We start from the raw sequence: 16685 nt of genomic DNA, 5'->3' as shown, positions 1-16685 counted from the left end.
ACGCTATAACTACTCATAATAATCTTTTAAAAGGAAAATAAATGTATAAAAAGGATTTGATTGTATTTTCTAATTTAAGGCAAATTAAAAACTACTTAGCAAGTATTAAAAATGAAGGATTTTTTCCAACCACAATTAGTATTAATGAGTTTTTGCAAGATTTCGCAATAAATGATAAAAGAAGAGCTACTGAAGTAGAGCAAATCATTGCTATGAGTAGGGCTTGTAATAAAACTAAAGATTATAAAAAGCTTAATTTTTCAAATGATTTTTTAAGTTTTTTAAAAAATAAAGAATATTTATTCTCATTTTTTAGCGAATTAAATAGTCAAAAAGTAAGCATAAATGATTTAAGAAATAATGATTTATATAGCTTTTTTGATGAGTATTTAGACATTTTAGAAGAGTGTTTAAAGCATTATAAAAACGAATTAGATAATCAAAATTTATATGATGATATAACTATTAAAGATTTAAAAGCTAATTGGTTTTTGCTTAGTCAATATAAATCAATTAGCTTTTATCTAAACGGCTTTTTAAAGCAATACGAATTAGAATTCTTTGAGAGTATTTCAGACAAAATAGATGTAAAAATCATCACAAATGTAAGCGATTACAATATAAATCTTTTAAAAAAATCATTTAAAATAGATTTTGAGCCAAATCATACTTATACTCTAAGTTTTAATAATTCTTGGCAAATCCTAGAGCAAACTAAACTAAATTATAACAATACCTTAAAAATTGCTTCGTTTAAAAGCTCAATTTATCAATACATTTACGCACTTAGTCTAATATCAAAATATTACGAAAATGATAAACAAATAGCTCTTATTATGCCTGATGAAAGCATTGCAACTAGCTTAAAAGCTCTTGATATTCATAATTATTTAAATATTGCAAGTGGGCTAAACTCAAACGAAATAGCGCAAAAACTAAATGCGATTTTAGGTGATGATGAGTTGGCTTTAGTGCAAAAAAGATTACTAAATACAAGCGAACTTGATTTCAGTGATTTTGATAAATTAAAAGAGCAACTATTAAGTTTTAGCAAAAACGCTGAAATTAAAGAAATCCTAAAAAACCGCCTAAATGATATAAAGATTTTAAATAATGAGTTTAAACTAACAAACGAGCAAATCATAAAACTACTTGACGCTAGTAATATTAAAATCTCTCACACAAACGGCGGAAATGTCGATGCTTTAGGTATGCTTGAAAGTCGTGGAATGAAATATGATTTAGTAATTGTTCTTGATTTTAATGATGATTTAGTGCCAAAGCGAAGTGTAAGCGAAATGTTTTTAAACAATGCTGTTCGCACAAAGGCTGGGTTAATTAGCTATGCTGATAGAGAAAACTTGCAAAGACATTATTATAAAGAGCTTTTTAATGCCAAAGAAGTTTTTGTTTTATACCTTGAAAACGAAGAAAAATCACCAGCTAGAATGCTAAAAGATTATAATTGCCAAAGACAAATCGTAGATGAAAAAGGGCTTATTGAATCATTTTTAAAGGCACTTAATGGCAAAATAAAAGCAAATGAAAATATATTTGAGCCTGATTTAGAACTTATAAAAAATCATAATTTTTTTGCAAAACCGCTTAGTTTTTCAAGATTATCGTGCTATTTAAACTCACCTTATGAGTATTATTTAAAATATATTTTAGAATTAAGTGAGCCTAGCAATTCAAACGAAAAAGCAGCAGTTGGGACTATGGTTCATGAGTTTTTACAAAACGCTGATTTTAAGAATTTAAAACAAGAATTTGAAAAAGAGCTAAAAGACAAATTAAGCCCAATTGATTATGCTTTAATATACGATAATTTAGATGAAATCGCATATTATATTAACAACAATCAGCCAAGTGCAAATTGTGAAGAAAAGCTTTCGGGTAAAATTACAAATATTGATGCTTACGGGATAGCTGATAGGATAAGTGATGAGCTAATAATTGATTATAAGACTACAAACAAGCCAAATTCTACTAAAAATCACGAAAAACAATTAGCCTTTTACGCAATGCTTTTAGATAAGCCTACGATACAAACAGCTTTAATTTATTTAAAAAGCACTCGTGGAGCAGTGTTTGAATGTAAAAATTTTAATAAATTATCTCAAGAGATTGAAAGCGACATTGCAACTCTTAAAGATGGCTTTGTTTTAGAAAAAAGTGAAAATGCTTATGGCTATTATCATTTAATAATAAATAAAAAGGATAGAGTATGAAACATATCGCATTAGCAGCAAGTGCTGGAAGTGGCAAGACTTTTACTCTAAGTGTTAGATATATTGCTTTAGTTTTAAGTGGGGCGAGTATTAATGATATAGTAGCTCTTACATTTACAAAAAAAGCCGTAAATGAGATGAAAGAGAGAATTACAAAGGTATTTTTAGAGCTTGAAAATAGAGCTGCCGAGCTTCAATTTTTGCAAGATTTATTAGGTTTAAGTGCCGAGCAAATCATAAATACAAGAAATAAATTCTTAAAAAACTTTAAAGAAGATGAGCTTAGGATTTATACTTTTGATAGCTTTTTTTCTAAGATTTTAAGGCTTTTTGCAACACACGAAGGCTTAAGCGTAGATGCGGAACTCATTGATTATTTAGATATTAAAGAAGAGTTTTTAAAGTCTTTAGATACAAATGAAGCCATAAAATTAGTAAGAGATTTAAAAGATTTTAATATGAGCTTAGGAGATTTTTTAAACTGGCTTGAGAGTTTGTATTTAAATTATACAGGCGAAAAAATCATAAATGATACGACTTTTATAAATCCTTTTGATGAGTTTTTAAGGCTTAAAGATAATTTTACTGGAGCAAATAAAAAAGTAGATGAATGGCTTAGCAAAATTACGGATTTAAATTCTTTATTTTCTAGCTCATTTTTAGACGCTAGTAAATCAAATATACAAAAAGCTTTGGAGCTTCCAACTTTTGCAGCAGCTTATGAAGAATTACTTTTAATAGTTGCTAAATATTACGGCTTTTTAGAGAGCAATCAATTAAAATTATGCTTTAATTATTTAGATAAATTTAGCGAAGTTGCGAAAAATTATCATAAAGAGCAAAATATTTTAAGCTTTAGTGATGTGGCGATTTATGTTCATAAAATATTGCAAAATAAGGATTTAAAAGACCTTTTTTATTTTAGACTTAATTCAAATCTAAGCCATCTTTTAATAGATGAGTTTCAAGATACTTCGGTTATTCAATACGAAATTATTAAGCCAATAGTTGAAGAAATAGTGGCTGGAATTGGCATAGATGATAAGCAAAAAAGCTTTTTTTATGTAGGGGATAAAAAGCAATCAATTTATTCATTTAGGGGTGCTAAACAAGAAGTATTTGATTTATTTCATAAAAACAAAACCTATAATATAAGCTTGCAAAATCTTGATACTAATTATCGCAGTAAAAAAGCAATAGTAGAGTTTGTAAATAATAATTTTAAAAATCTTTATGATGATTATTACGAGCAGTTAGTTGCAAGTAAAGAAAACGGAGTTGTAAGCAAAATAATCACCGAAAATTACTTAAACGATGTTTATAAAAAGATTGCAAGTTTGCTACAAAACGGAGCAAAATTAGATGATATTTGCATACTTACAAGAGATAATGCAAACGCAAATGAAATAGCTAATTATTTAAATGAATTTGGTTTGAAAACTAATGTAAATAATAACTCTTTATTAGTTTCAAAAATGAGCGTTAGGGTTTTAATAGAATTTGCAAAATACTCTATTTTAGGAGATGAGATTTATGGCTTTTTTGTAAAGTCTGTGCTAGGCAAGGATTATTCAAGGCTTAAAATTGATATTACAAAAAGTGCTTATGAGATTTATAATGAGATAATAACTCATCTTGATTTATGTAAAGATGAGTATGTTTTAGAGTTTTTAGATGAAATTAGTTCTAAAGATTTTTTAGATACCATATATAATCTTAGCAATAAACTTGCATCAAACAATGAAGCAAAAGGCATAAATATTATGACAATTCATAAGAGTAAGGGCTTACAATTTGAGCATTTAATCTGCGTTCATTTAAGTAAAAATGCCCCACACGATACAGGGCTTAAAATTGAATATGATTTTTCTAGCCACAAATGGTATGGCTTTAAAAAGGACGCTAGTGCTATTAGAAATCTTAGATGTTTTTATGATAAAGATTATGCAAAAAAGCTTGAAATTTATGAGAATACGAAAAAAACTGATGAGATAAATACTTATTATGTAGCTTATACAAGAGCGATTAGCTCTCTTTGTATTATTATGAATGATGGAGCTGGACTTAGCGGGATTAATTATAATGAAATTGCTAATGAGAGTTTAGATGATGATTTGCTTAATTTTAGATATAAAGAAAATGAAGCAAGTGCTATAAATATTAGCTATGAGTTTAATCCTTGTGTGCCACTTCAAAATGTCAAGGCTAAAGAGTTTAGCACTGATGCGATTATGCTTGGAAACGCATTTCACTATTTTTGTGAATTGAGTGATTTTAATGATGAGAGTTTAAATGAATGTTTAAGACTTGCATATAATAAGTTTAATCAAGTGGATTTTGATAAATTAAAAAAACTTTGCGAAGATTTGCTTAAATGTGTGGAGTTTAAAGAACTAATCAAAAATCATAATTTGATTAAAGAATATAACTTTTTATATGAAAATAAAGTAAATAGAATAGATTTATTAGCTATTAGCGATGATTGGGTTAAGATAATTGATTATAAAAGCTCGTTTTTTAATAAATCTTATGAAAAACAGCTAAAAACCTATGAAAACTTTATAAAAACTAGATTTTCTAATCACAAAATTAGCTCTTATGTAGTGTTTTACGAAAACGAAGAATTTAAATTAAAAAGAATTTAAATTCTTTAAAATTAAATTGATTTTGTGGTGAAAATCTTAATTCATAATCTAAATATGAATTAAGATTTATTATTTTTCAAAACATATAATTTCTAAAATATTTTAGAAAGTCATTAGGTAATGAATACGCTTATATTTGGAATTGTTTTTGGATTTTTATTAGCAAGATATAGATTTTGCTTTTTTTCTGGTTTTAGAAATCTTTTTTATTTTAAAGATTTTTCATTTGTTAGTGCTTTAAGTTTTTGTATATTTTTACAATCTCTTGGCTTATTCACATTAGAATATTTTAAACTAATTACCATACCCGAGTTTAAATTCTCAATACTTGCTACTATTATAGGTAGCTTTGCATTTGGCATTGGCATGGCGTTTAGCAAGGCTTGTGTTAGCGGTAGTTTTACTAGGGTTATTAATAATAGTTCTTATTTAATAACGGCTTTTTCTTTTGCTTTTAGTATGGCTTTATTTAATGGAATATTTAAAAAATATATAGATATTTTTACAAAAAACGAGCTTACTAATATTCATACTTTTTTAAATATTTCGCCTTTTATCTTAGTGATTTTACTTGGAATTTTAAGTATATATTTAATCTATAAAGCCAAAAAAATTAGCATTCTAGCAATAGTTTTAGCAATTTTAAGTCTTTTGATGTGGAAAATGATTGGTTTTAGTTTTACTTTATCAGTGCCTAGTAAAAATATGATTTTATATCTAGTAACCAATCAATATAGGTATTTAGATTCTGGAGTTTATTTTTTATTTGGTTGTATTTTAGGTGGGATTGTTGCGAATTTGAAATCATTTTCGCTTCAAGGCGTATCGCTAAAACAAGGATATTTTAGTGTAATTGGAGGCTTTTTGATGGCTTTTGGAGCTTCTCTTGCAAGTGGTTGCAATGTGGCAAATATTTTAATAGCTAGTGCTTATTTTAGCTTTCAAGCTTTTATATTTTTACCTTTTATGCTTTTTGGATTTTTGATTATTTTAAGGAGAGTATCGTGAAAAAATTAATTTTATTGTTTGCACTTATTTTTAGTGCTTGTTTTAATGCTGATAATGTTAAATTATTAAATACTGATGAGTTTAAAGCTAGATTAAATAGTGATTATTTGATAATTGATACAAGAATTGATAGTTATTATAATGGTTTTAGCGAAGATGGGGCAAAAAACGGCGGTCATATTAAAGGGGCTTTAAATATTAGTGCTTTATCAATGGATTTTGTTGAAAATAAAAAATTTGAAGAATATTTCAAAGGCAAAGGCATTACAAAGGATAAAAAGCTCGTATTTTATGGCTCTAATTTAGATGAGATAAAAAAAGTTAGCTCGGAGTTTTTAGCTCGTGGTTATAAAGGCGAGATTTATGCTGATTTTATAGATTATGCAAATAATAATGATTTAGTAAAACTTAAAAATTATCAACTAGCAGTCTATCCTAAATGGCTAAATGATTTAATGCAAGGCAAAAAAGTTGAGAGTTTTGATGGCAAAGACTTTATGGTTTTTGAGGTTAGTTGGGGAGAAAATAGTGATGAATACAGCGAGCATATAAAAGGTGCTTATCATTTTAATACTGATTTAATAGAGAATGCTCCTGTTTGGAATTTAAGTGATGCAAAAACTTTAGAAAATAATCTTTTAAGCTTAGGAATAACAAGCGAAAAAACTATAATTTTATATTCTAAAAATCAAATGGCAGCTTTAAGAGTATTTTTTGCACTAAAATACGCTGGGGTTAAAGATGTTAGATTTTTAAATGGTGGGCTATATTCTTGGCAAGAAGCAGGATTTAGCATAGAAAAAACTTCAAATATACCTAATAAAGAAAGTGATTTTAAAGCGATAATTCCTGCAAATGCTAATATAAATATATCAATGCCAGATGATATTAAAAATTATAAAGGGGATTTAAAGCTAGTAAGTATTAGGGCTTGGGATGAGTTTATAGGCAAAATTAGTGGTTATGATTATATACCAAAAAGTGGTGAGCCAAAAGGAGCTATTTGGGGATTTGCAGGGACAAATTCATCTAATGTGGCTGATTATTATGACCCTGATGGAACGCTTAGAAATCCTTATGAAATATATGAATTATGGCAAAGTCAAGGCATTAATAAAAATGATAATTTAGCTTTTTATTGTGGCACTGGCTGGAGAGCTAGTGTTGCTTGGTTTATTGCTTTACTTGATGGTTGGGAAAATATTTATGTTTATGATGGTGGCTGGAATGCTTGGCAAATGGATGAGAGCTTAGAAGTGCAAAAGAATTTAGATTTAGTTAAACCTGATTCAAAAAACGATTATGGAGCAGTGTTTAAAGAAGGTGCTAGTTGTAAAAGCTAATCAAAAGCTATTCTTAAAGAATAGCTTTAATCATCATAAAATGATTATAAAGAGTATATGCAACACTAAATAAAATTATTGTAATTGTTAAAATGAGAGTTTTGCTAAGTGTAGGCTCAAAAAAGCTCTCGCTTAAATTAATTTGTATTTTTTGATTAAGCGATGAGCTTTTAAAATTTTTATAGTTTTTTAATTATCTAAATTGCCTTCTTTCAAATTTTGCTTTAGGTTCTGCTTTTGTATCTATAGGTAAAATATTAGCAAAGCATCCAATATCAACAAAAACAAGTATCCCAAAAATCCAACCATTTATTGAATTATAAAATGTATATAATATATAAGTTAATACGCAAAAAGCAATAAACCAGCCAAGCGAAAATGTTCTCTCGTGTTCGTAAGTAATTTCAGCTTGACAACCCCTACATACTTTTACACCAAATCTTAATTCCTCATCACAAAAAGGACATATCATCGTTTTTGTATTCTTTGACATAATTGTCTCCTATTTTGATTTATGTGTTAAATAATAAAAAAAAAAAAAAACAACGCATTGTAAATATTTTCAGCCTTTCGTAATACCTTAAATTACTTAATCGTATTGCTATTAGTTTTAAAAAACTTGTTTGTTTAGATTGATTAGAGCTTAGAAGTGCAAAAGAATTTAGATTTAGTTAAACCTGATTCAAAAAACGATTATGGAGCAGTGTTTAAAGAAGGTGCTAGTTGTAAAAGCTAGACTAAGTAAGCCTAACACCAAGAGTTTGAAATTAGTTAAATTAAGTTTTTATAAGTGTTAGGCCAAATTAATCTAGTGCTAGGCTTAATGCCTAGCTATTTTTAGAATGTATATTTTGCTTCAAATCTAATTAGTTTTTCATCTTTTTTACAATCTTCTATACCTTCATAATTTTTTGTTTTACCATAAGCATAGAATGCTGAGAAGTTTAATTTGTCGCTGTATTTGTAAGATAGTTGTGGCTTAACTTCAAATAATTTTTCTTTATCAGTTTTATCGCCATTTTTGATTTTATTTGTTCCACTAATAATATCAACACCAAATCTTACATCTTCAAATGTATAACCAATTGTTCCGAATACGAAATCTTTCTTACCTACTGCTCCTGTTTGGTAATCTTTCATAGCGTATTCGCCATAATTAATCAATTTGCCACTATCTTCTATAGTATTAATTGTAGCTTTATCCTTTTTACCATAACCAGCATAACCTATATTAAAATCTAAGCCGAATGCTTCAAAACCAGCTTCAATAGCATAAAAATTACCATTAGCTACTTCGTCGCCTGTAGCTTTTTTTAACAAATCTTTTCTATCTTTTTTAAGATTATTACCTGCGTATTGAGCGTGAATATTGTATGCGAAATCATCTTTATCACCTAAATTAACATTGAAATCTACCGCATATAGTGTGCCCCAACTAGCCATATTTGCTACCCATAACTCTGCTGCTACTGGGTCAAAATTAGCAATTGCTGCTATACCATATATATTTTTACCACTTACGCTTTTTATACTATCATCATCATTTTTTGTAGCAATAACGCCTAAATCACTATCTTTATTGTAATTATCAAAAGCATAAGCTGCTAAAGTTACATTCTCAATGCTATTATTTACGATTTTTAATCCTGTTCCTAATAAATCATCAGTCCAAATTGAGCCAATTTCCATTCTACCGAACATAAATGAGGTATCGTAATTCGTGTAAGTTAAATAAGCATCTCTTATATTAAAAGTTTTGCTTGTATTTATATTATTTTCAACTTTATCTCTTAAAGCTTCATTAGATGGTGTTAAACCTGGTTTATTTAAAGCAAATGAAGCATCTTGGTTTGAATACTGAAATAATGCAGTAGCTTTAAAATTATCAGCTATATCTGAAGTGAATTTTAATTGAGCTTTATATCCGTGTAATTGGATTGTATCTTTTGTAGATTTGTCTTTTAATGAATTTTTTTCGCTAATTCCTTCATATCTATATCTTAACATACCTGATAAATCTACATTTTGAATAGCTTCATCTAAAGCAACAGCATTTGCAACTGACATTGAACCTGCAGTAATTACTGCAATTAAACTAAGTTTTACTAGTTTCATTTTTACATCCTTTTTTTAAAAATTGCAATGCTATTCTACCCCCCCCCATCTTTAAAATAAACTTAAATGAGATAATTTTTTTAGAATTTAAAAAAGTCAAATTTTATTTTTAATTTATCTTAAAATTATCTTAATTTAAGATATTATTAAGATTAAAAACATATAATCAGCTTTTTAAAAAATTTTGGCAAAGGTAAAATCATGACAAAAATAACAAAGCCAAACGAAGTTAAAAGAGATTGGATAATTGTAGATGCTGAAGGTAAGCGTTTCGGTCGTCTTTTAACAGAAGTTGCGACAATATTAAAAGGCAAACATAAGCCTTGTTATACACCAAATGTTGATTGCGGAGATTATGTTGTAATTATCAACGCATCTAAAGCAGAATTTACTGGAACAAACAAAGCTGATGATAAATTATATCACAGACATTCAGGCTATTTTGGAAGCACTAAGAGTGAAAAATTCGGTGATTTATTAGCAAATAATCCAGCAAAATTATATAAATTAGCAGTTCGTGGAATGTTGCCTAAAACTACTTTAGGTCGTGCAATGCTTAAGAAATTAAAAGTTTATGCAGGTAGCGAACACCCACATACAGCTCAGGTAAAAGGAAAGTAAAATGGCAAAAGTTTATGCAACAGGTAAAAGAAAAACTGCAATAGCTAAAGTTTGGGCTAAGGCTGGAAGTGGTAAAATTATAGTGAATGGCGTTGATTTAAATACTTGGTTAGGCGGACACGAAGCTATTAAATTAAAGGTAGTTCAACCTTTATTAGTAACTAAGCAAGAAGGTTTAATGGACATTACAGCTAGCACATTAGGTGGTGGTTATAATGCTCAAGCTGAAGCTTTAAGACACGGAATTTCTCGTGCTTTAGCTGCTATGAGTGCTGATTTTAGAGCGCTACTTAAACCACAAGGTTTATTAACTCGTGATAGTCGTGTGGTTGAGCGTAAAAAATACGGCCGCAGAAAAGCAAGAAGAAAACCACAATTTAGTAAACGTTAATTCGATTTTGAAATTAGGAGTATTCATGAAAAAGATGAGTTTAGTTTTAAGTGCAGCTGCAATGATAGCTGTTAGTGCAAATGCAAGTGATATTAATTTTGAAGGCTTAGAAATAAGCCCAATCGCTACATACAATGTTCCAGAAGGAAATCTTGACCTTATGAATAAATTTGGTTATGGATTAAGAATTGGTTATATGTATGGTGCAGTAGGAACAGAAATTGGTTATGAACACCAAAAAGGTGAATATAAAAGTATAGATAATGCAGGTCATACTCCAGTGGGTATTGATAGAGGTTATTTAAACTTAGTATTCCCAGTTAAAGTTGGTGATACTAACTTTGATTTCTATGGATTATTAGGTGTTGGTTATGAAAACTTCAGCGAAAATCTATATGACAATAAAAACGGAATGTTTGGTCATTATGGTATTGGTTTAAAATACAAAATTTACAAAAGCTTTGGTTTAAGAGCAGAAGTTCGTGACCAAATTAAATTCCGCCACGCTGATCACCATGTAATTAGCACTTTAGGTGTAATTTTTAACTTTGATGGTAAAAAAGAAGAAGTTGTTCCAGCTCCACAACCAGTTGTAGAAGTTAAACCTGAGCCAGTAGTTGTTAAACCTGAGCCAAAACCACAACCAAAACCAAAAGCATGTTATGATTTAGAATTAGTTAAAGTTAATTTTGGATTTGATAAGAGCAATGTAACTGCTAACTATATTCCTGAAATTGAGCGTTTAGCTAAATTAATTAAAGAAGAGCCTGCATATTTTGCAAATATCACAGGATATACAGATTCAATCGGTACATCTGCTTATAACAAAAAATTATCAGAAAAAAGAGCTAAAGCAGTAAAAGCTGAACTTGTAAAAGCTGGTGTTAGCGAAGACAGAATTAATCCAAGTTGGGCTGGCGACCAAAATGCAATCGGCGATAACAAAACAAAAGAAGGCCGTGCAGCAAACCGCAGAGTTGAATTAAAAATCATCTGCCAATAATTTTATAAATTATTTTTAGGTTTCACAGATTATGTGAAACCTTTTCTTTTTTTCTTCTAAATTATTACAATTTTAATAGTATTATTCGCTTCATTTTATTTTTTTAGGTTTATTATGAAGTTGAGTATAAAAGATATTATTTTTATGAATTTGATTGGGATTTTTTCTTTAAGACAAATTCCTTATGTCGCACAATACGGAGCTAGTTCTATTATTTTATGGCTTTTTGTAGCATTTGGATTTTTTATTCCTTTAGCTTTGATATGTGGAGAACTTGGTTCTAGATTTTCTAAGGGTGGCGGTATATTTTTATGGATTAATAAAGCTTTTGGAGTAAAAGTAGCTTATTTTTGTTTGATTTGTTATCTTTTATCTTGTTTAGCTTTTTTCCCAATGATGTTGTATTTCGCAGCAAATTCTTTAGCTTATATATTTAATTTACAGGCAAAATCTTATTTTATCGCAGTATTTTCTATATTGAGTTTTTTTATTTTGACATATATAAATTATAGGGGTTTTGAATATACCAAATTAATAAATAAAGTATTTGTTTATTTTGGAATTTTATTTCCTACATTGCTTTTAATAGTTGTAGCTTTAATGTTTTATTTGACTAATCACAAAATCACAACTCCTTATAATTCAGGGTATTTAATTACACTTGATTTAAATACTTTAGTGTTTTCAAGCACTATGATGTTTGCATTTGCAGGGCTTGAGCTTAGCACAATGATAGGTGCTAAAATTGATAACGCTCAAAAAAATTATCCAAAAGCTATATTTTTTAGTGCATTTATAATAGTAGGTATTTATATTTTAGGCACTTTTTGTGTTAATGTGATATATCCTGCAAAAGATACTGATATATTAGATGGTATTATGCAAGCAATTACTTATGCTGAAAACAATTTGGGTTTTAAAGGTCTTAGTCAATTAATGGCTTTTAGTTTATTTGTAGGCACTTTAGGGCAGATTAATTCTTGGTTGGTAGCGCCAATATATATGCTAGCTAATGCTTCAAAAGAAGGAATAATTAAATTTTATGAAGCAAAACCACATCCAAAATACAATACCCCTTATAAGGCTTTATTTTTTCAGGCATTTTTAGTTAGTATTATTTGTATATTTTGTGTATTTTTTAATAAATCTCAAGATATTTATTGGCTACTTAGTTCTCTTACCACGGTTAGTTATTTTTTACCTTATATTGCAATGTTTTTAGCGTATTTTAAATTAAAAAATTATTGTGAAAATGAATTAGAATTTAAAATACAAAATCAAATTCTTAGTTATTTTTTAGCAATATTAGGTCTTAGTAGCGTAGTATTTGCTTTAATATTAAGTTTTATTACTCCAAACGAAGAAGAACAAAGTGAATTAATATATTTTTTACAAATTATGAGTTCTCCTATATTAGCATTAATAATTGCTATTTTTAGTTTTAATAAAACTCGTAATAAATAAAGCTTATTTAATATTTATCAAAATATTATTGTTTTGATAAGTATTTTTTTGTTTTTTTATAGGTTTTTCTCCGCTGATGCTAATTTGTATATATTCATCTGGAGTTGGCTCCTTTATTTTTATGGGTTCAGTTTGGGGAATTTCTTCTTGTAATTCTTCTTCATCTTCAAATAATATATCTAAAGCTTTTTTTAATTTTCTTAATTTTTTTTCATCTAATTCACTTAGTTTTTTTTGCAAATCATAATTTATATCATCGTTTTGATATAAATTTTTAGGTATAGTTGGGTCTTTCCAATTTGGATTTTCACTAAAAGGAATTTTATCTCCAGGAAAATCTAAAGTGTATGCAAATAAATTTAAACTTAAAATAAAAACAGCTAATTTTCTCATATTTTTTCCTAATTAAATTTTTCATATTATAAAAAGTTATGAAATATATTATATTTTTTTTCAAAAAAAGATAATAATTTATAATAAGTGTTACTTTTATACACATTTTTTAAAGTTTTAAATACAATTTAAATACATTTTATGAATTATTCTGCTAAAGTAATCTTAATTTTTTAATTTTTTTTAAGGAGAAATGATGAAAAGAGCAATTTCTATTATTATTTTGATTGCTATTCCATTTTTATTCGCTACTATTTTGCCCGTGCCAAGTGGCTTAAGCGAAGCTGCGTGGGTAATGTTTGGTATTTATCTTTCAGCAGTTTTAGGTCTTGTATTTAAGCCTATACCAAATTCTATGGTATTAATTACTGCAGTGGCAGGAACTGCACTATTTATGGGACCTTATTTAGGTGGTGCAAAAGAAGCTACAAAACAAGCTTTAAGCGGTTATGCAAGTTCAACTACTTGGATTATAGTTTCTGCATTTGCTTTAAGTATTGCATTTACAAAAACAGGTCTTGGTAAAAGATGGGCTTATTTTTTAATAGGTAAATTTGGTAAAACTACTTTAAGACTTAGCTATGTTACTGCATTTTTAGACTTAGTAGTATCACCTGCAACTCCATCAAATACTGCAAGAGCAGGCGGAATTGTCTTTCCAATTGTAAATTCAATCGCACAATCTTTATCAAAAGATAAAGTTGAAACAGAAAATAGAGTAGGTGCATTTTTGGCGTGTAATTCTTATATGAGTACAAAAATGACTTCATTTATCTTCGCAACCGCAATGGCTGGAAATATGCTAGTGATTGGTTATGCAAATGATATTTTAGGAACTCACTTAAATTGGGGGAATTGGGCTGTTGCTATGATAATTCCTGGTATTGTGTGTTTATGTGTAATTCCATTAGTTGTTTATATTTTTGTTCGCCCTGATATAAAAAAGATTGATAATATAGTAATTTCAAAACAAGGCTTAGAAGAATTAGGAGAGATGAAAAGAAGTGAGAAAATGCTTGTTTTAATCTTTGTTCTAGCATTGCTTGGTTGGTCTGTTCCGTCTTTAGCTAGTTCTTTATTTGGATTAAAGATTGATATAGATGCTACTGCAGTAGCTGTTGGTGCTATGAGTTTATCAGTATTACTTGGCGTTTTAAAATTTGAAGATATAGCAGGTTCTAAAGAGTGTATAGGGACATTATTTTGGTTTGGTGGTATTATGTCGCTATCAGGTATGATGAATAAATTGGGCTTTTTTAAATGGCTTGGAACATTTATTCAAGGTAATATGAATTTAGATTTAGACCCATTGATAGTATTAATAATCATTGGTTTTATTAGTATTATCGTAAGATATTTATATGCTAGTGCAACCGTTTTCATTACAACTCTTTTACCGGTTTTATTTTTAATAGGCAAAAGTGCAGGAGTTGATCCATATTTATTAGCATTTTTATTAATTACTACAAATTCTTATGGTGGAGCATTAACTCATTTTGGTGGTCCTGCTGCTTCAGTTATTTTTGGAGCTGGATATAACACCGTAAAAGAATGGTGGATTACTGGATTTGTAGTGGCTATGGTATCTTTTATTTTATGCCTTGCAATAGGTCTTCCTTATTGGGAAATGTTAGGAATGAATTAATTTTTTTTTCTTGTTTTGATAGGAATATCAAAACAAGAATTTCATAATCAAATATTAAGTAAAATATATTTAAAATATCACACTTTTATTTTTTTATAAGCAAATTTTATTATTATATGCAATTTTAGCCCAAGTGGTGAAACTGGTAGACGCGCTAGACTCAAAATCTAGTAGGAGCAATCCTGTGTCGGTTCGAGTCCGACCTTGGGCACCATAAATAAAAAAGGAATATAAAAATGCCAAAAGACGCAAACGGAAACGAATTACAAGCAGGAGATAATGTTAGCGTTATTAAAGATTTGAAAGTAAAAGGCAGTTCTTTAACTATTAAAAGAGGAACTAATGTAAAAAACATAAAGCTTACTTCAAACGATGATGAAATAGAAGCAAAAGTTGATAAACACGGAGTTATAGTTTTAAAAACTTGTTTTTTAAAAAAGGCTTAACATTTATGAAAAAATTTTTAACATTTTTACCTATTGCTTTATTAGCAAATCCATTTGATGACTTAGTAAATGCGTATAATCAAGAAGATTATAAAACTTCTTATGATATAGCTAGTTCTATTTGTAAGCAAACTTGCTCTGATATTAATTTAAATCTAATTATGGGTAAAAGTGCTTTTAGATTAGGTTTATACGATGAAGCTTTAGCTGCTTATGATAGGGTTTTGGTATTAGATGATACTAATACAGAAGCAAGATTACAAAGTGCTATTATTTATCAAAAAAACGGGAATTTAGCTTTACTTAAATTAGAACTAGAGAATTTAAAAGATGATGAACGCTTAAATGATGATGAGAAAGCTTTAGTTGCTAGTATGTTAAAAAATGTTAAATATCAACAAAAAGCCAATAATGAAATAAATATACCTTATGCGAGTATTGGTTTTGGATATGGTTATGATAGTAACCCAAAAAAGCAGAATTTAAAAGATAGTTATTTACCAGTGCCACAATTAGGCATTAATTTTCCAATACCAGGTGCTAAGCACCAACCAGCTAGTAGTATTTTAGCTAATCTTAATGCTGGCTATAAAAAACAAGTTAATAATGTATATGATTATGATATAAATATTAATTTTTATAATAAGTATTATATAAAACCAATTGAAGAAGATTTTCAGAATTTAAGTGTATTTACAGCTTCAATTAATAATGGTTTTGAGATATCAAGACAATTTAAATTAAATATTTTAATGTCTTATGATTATATTATTTTAAAACAAAAAAGATATTTAAATACCTTTACTGCAGATATTTCAGGTGATTATTATACTGAAAGTGGGCTAGCTTTTGGTCTAGGCTATACAATTAATCATAATAATTATTTGATAGAAGATAATAAAGAGAATGATTCAAATCATCATAGTATTTATGCTATGAGTAAGATTATTTCTCAAAGAAGTATGTCTTATCTAAAAATTGCTTATGATATAGAAAAAACTAGCAGAATTAAAGAAAGTTCAAATAATTATAAAGAATATTCAGCTACTGCCGGAATTATTTATATGCTAAATAAGCAAGTAATATTAAAAGCAAGTTTAGGCTATGCTAAGGGTAGATATGATGAAAAAATCTTCTTAAATACAAGAAACGATATAACTTATAGAGTAAATTTTGGTGCTGAATACAATATGGATCATCATAATTTCTTCTCACTTGATTTAGGATATAACAGAGTAAAATCAAGCATTGAATACAATTCTTACGATAATCTTTACACTAATTTAATGTATAAATATAAATTTTAAGCTAACAACCTTTTAAAATATGCTATAATTTAGCATTATTTTGAAAGGATATGCTATGAAAAAAATATTATTG

The 16685-nt window shown here is 28.1% G+C and carries 14 protein-coding genes and 1 tRNA gene; 12 read left to right on the top strand and 3 right to left on the bottom strand.

The genetic code is table 11. From position 1 onward, the window contains the following. Window positions 1-41 precede the first annotated feature (41 nt). The 4 genes from AVBRAN12642_RS06925 (at window position 42) to AVBRAN12642_RS06910 (ending at window position 7227) form a co-directional block, all read left to right on the top strand. Window positions 42-2231 (top strand): PD-(D/E)XK nuclease family protein, encoded by a 2190-nt coding sequence (locus AVBRAN12642_RS06925; protein WP_336607545.1) that lies wholly within the window; start codon window positions 42-44, stop codon window positions 2229-2231. Next, on the top strand, window positions 2228-4876 hold the full coding sequence (locus tag AVBRAN12642_RS06920; RefSeq protein WP_336607546.1) for a UvrD-helicase domain-containing protein: 2649 nt from the start codon (window positions 2228-2230) through the stop codon (window positions 4874-4876). Before AVBRAN12642_RS06925 ends, AVBRAN12642_RS06920 begins: the two co-directional genes overlap by 4 nt. Window positions 4877-4996: 120 nt before the next feature. Beyond that, window positions 4997-5884 carry a YeeE/YedE family protein gene (locus AVBRAN12642_RS06915; protein WP_336607547.1) on the top strand — a complete coding sequence of 296 codons (888 nt, stop codon included), beginning with the start codon at window positions 4997-4999 and terminating at the stop codon, window positions 5882-5884. Beyond that, entirely contained in the window at window positions 5881-7227 is a 1347-nt protein-coding gene (locus tag AVBRAN12642_RS06910; RefSeq protein WP_336608155.1) for a rhodanese-like domain-containing protein, read from the top strand. Before AVBRAN12642_RS06915 ends, AVBRAN12642_RS06910 begins: the two co-directional genes overlap by 4 nt. 193 nt (window positions 7228-7420) lie before the next feature. On the opposite strand, the gene AVBRAN12642_RS06905 is transcribed toward AVBRAN12642_RS06910, so the two are convergent. Beyond that, window positions 7421-7720, bottom strand: coding sequence for a hypothetical protein (locus AVBRAN12642_RS06905; protein ID WP_336608154.1), 300 nt, complete (start codon window positions 7718-7720; stop codon window positions 7421-7423). A gap of 344 nt (window positions 7721-8064) precedes the next feature. Beyond that, window positions 8065-9342 (bottom strand): major outer membrane protein, encoded by a 1278-nt coding sequence (locus AVBRAN12642_RS06900; RefSeq protein ID WP_336608153.1) that lies wholly within the window; start codon window positions 9340-9342, stop codon window positions 8065-8067. Window positions 9343-9543: 201 nt separating this feature from the next. Here AVBRAN12642_RS06900 and rplM point away from each other — a divergent pair, with 201 nt between their 5' ends. The 4 genes from rplM to AVBRAN12642_RS06880 all read left to right on the top strand — a co-directional run bounded on the left by rplM (window position 9544) and on the right by AVBRAN12642_RS06880 (window position 12821). After that, window positions 9544-9963 carry a 50S ribosomal protein L13 gene (gene rplM, locus AVBRAN12642_RS06895; RefSeq protein WP_214117630.1) on the top strand — a complete coding sequence of 140 codons (420 nt, stop codon included), beginning with the start codon at window positions 9544-9546 and terminating at the stop codon, window positions 9961-9963. 1 nt (window position 9964) lies between these two features. Beyond that, window positions 9965-10354, top strand: a complete 390-nt coding sequence (gene rpsI, locus AVBRAN12642_RS06890; RefSeq protein WP_214117629.1) for a 30S ribosomal protein S9 — start codon at window positions 9965-9967, stop codon at window positions 10352-10354. 25 nt (window positions 10355-10379) lie between these two features. Further along, the gene (locus AVBRAN12642_RS06885) at window positions 10380-11357 is read left to right on the top strand and encodes an OmpA family protein (RefSeq protein WP_214150192.1); all 978 of its coding nucleotides are present in this window, start codon (window positions 10380-10382) and stop codon (window positions 11355-11357) included. A 114-nt stretch (window positions 11358-11471) separates the two neighbouring features. Then, window positions 11472-12821 carry an APC family permease gene (locus tag AVBRAN12642_RS06880; RefSeq protein WP_336607549.1) on the top strand — a complete coding sequence of 450 codons (1350 nt, stop codon included), beginning with the start codon at window positions 11472-11474 and terminating at the stop codon, window positions 12819-12821. Between the two features lie 3 nt (window positions 12822-12824). On the opposite strand, the gene AVBRAN12642_RS06875 is transcribed toward AVBRAN12642_RS06880, so the two are convergent. After that, window positions 12825-13214: a hypothetical protein gene (locus AVBRAN12642_RS06875; RefSeq protein ID WP_336607550.1), complete on the bottom strand. Its 390-nt coding sequence runs from the start codon at window positions 13212-13214 to the stop codon at window positions 12825-12827. A 196-nt stretch (window positions 13215-13410) separates the two neighbouring features. On the opposite strand from AVBRAN12642_RS06875, the gene AVBRAN12642_RS06870 reads away from it, so the two are divergent. From AVBRAN12642_RS06870 to AVBRAN12642_RS06855, 4 genes are all read left to right on the top strand, one after another. After that, window positions 13411-14859: a DASS family sodium-coupled anion symporter gene (locus AVBRAN12642_RS06870; protein WP_336607551.1), complete on the top strand. Its 1449-nt coding sequence runs from the start codon at window positions 13411-13413 to the stop codon at window positions 14857-14859. 127 nt (window positions 14860-14986) lie between these two features. Continuing rightward, window positions 14987-15073: transfer RNA gene (locus tag AVBRAN12642_RS06865), tRNA-Leu, on the top strand. A gap of 22 nt (window positions 15074-15095) precedes the next feature. Beyond that, on the top strand, window positions 15096-15305 hold the full coding sequence (locus tag AVBRAN12642_RS06860) for an alkylphosphonate utilization protein (RefSeq protein WP_214117624.1): 210 nt from the start codon (window positions 15096-15098) through the stop codon (window positions 15303-15305). A 5-nt stretch (window positions 15306-15310) separates the two neighbouring features. Further along, window positions 15311-16612 carry an outer membrane beta-barrel protein gene (locus AVBRAN12642_RS06855; RefSeq protein ID WP_336607552.1) on the top strand — a complete coding sequence of 434 codons (1302 nt, stop codon included), beginning with the start codon at window positions 15311-15313 and terminating at the stop codon, window positions 16610-16612. Window positions 16613-16685: the final 73 nt, after the last annotated feature.

The sequence above is a fragment of the Campylobacter sp. RM12642 genome (assembly GCF_020137635.1).
GTDB lineage: Bacteria > Campylobacterota > Campylobacteria > Campylobacterales > Campylobacteraceae > Campylobacter_E.
Note: the sequence above shows the minus strand (reverse complement) of the source record. Positions and strands in the feature narration are given on the sequence as shown.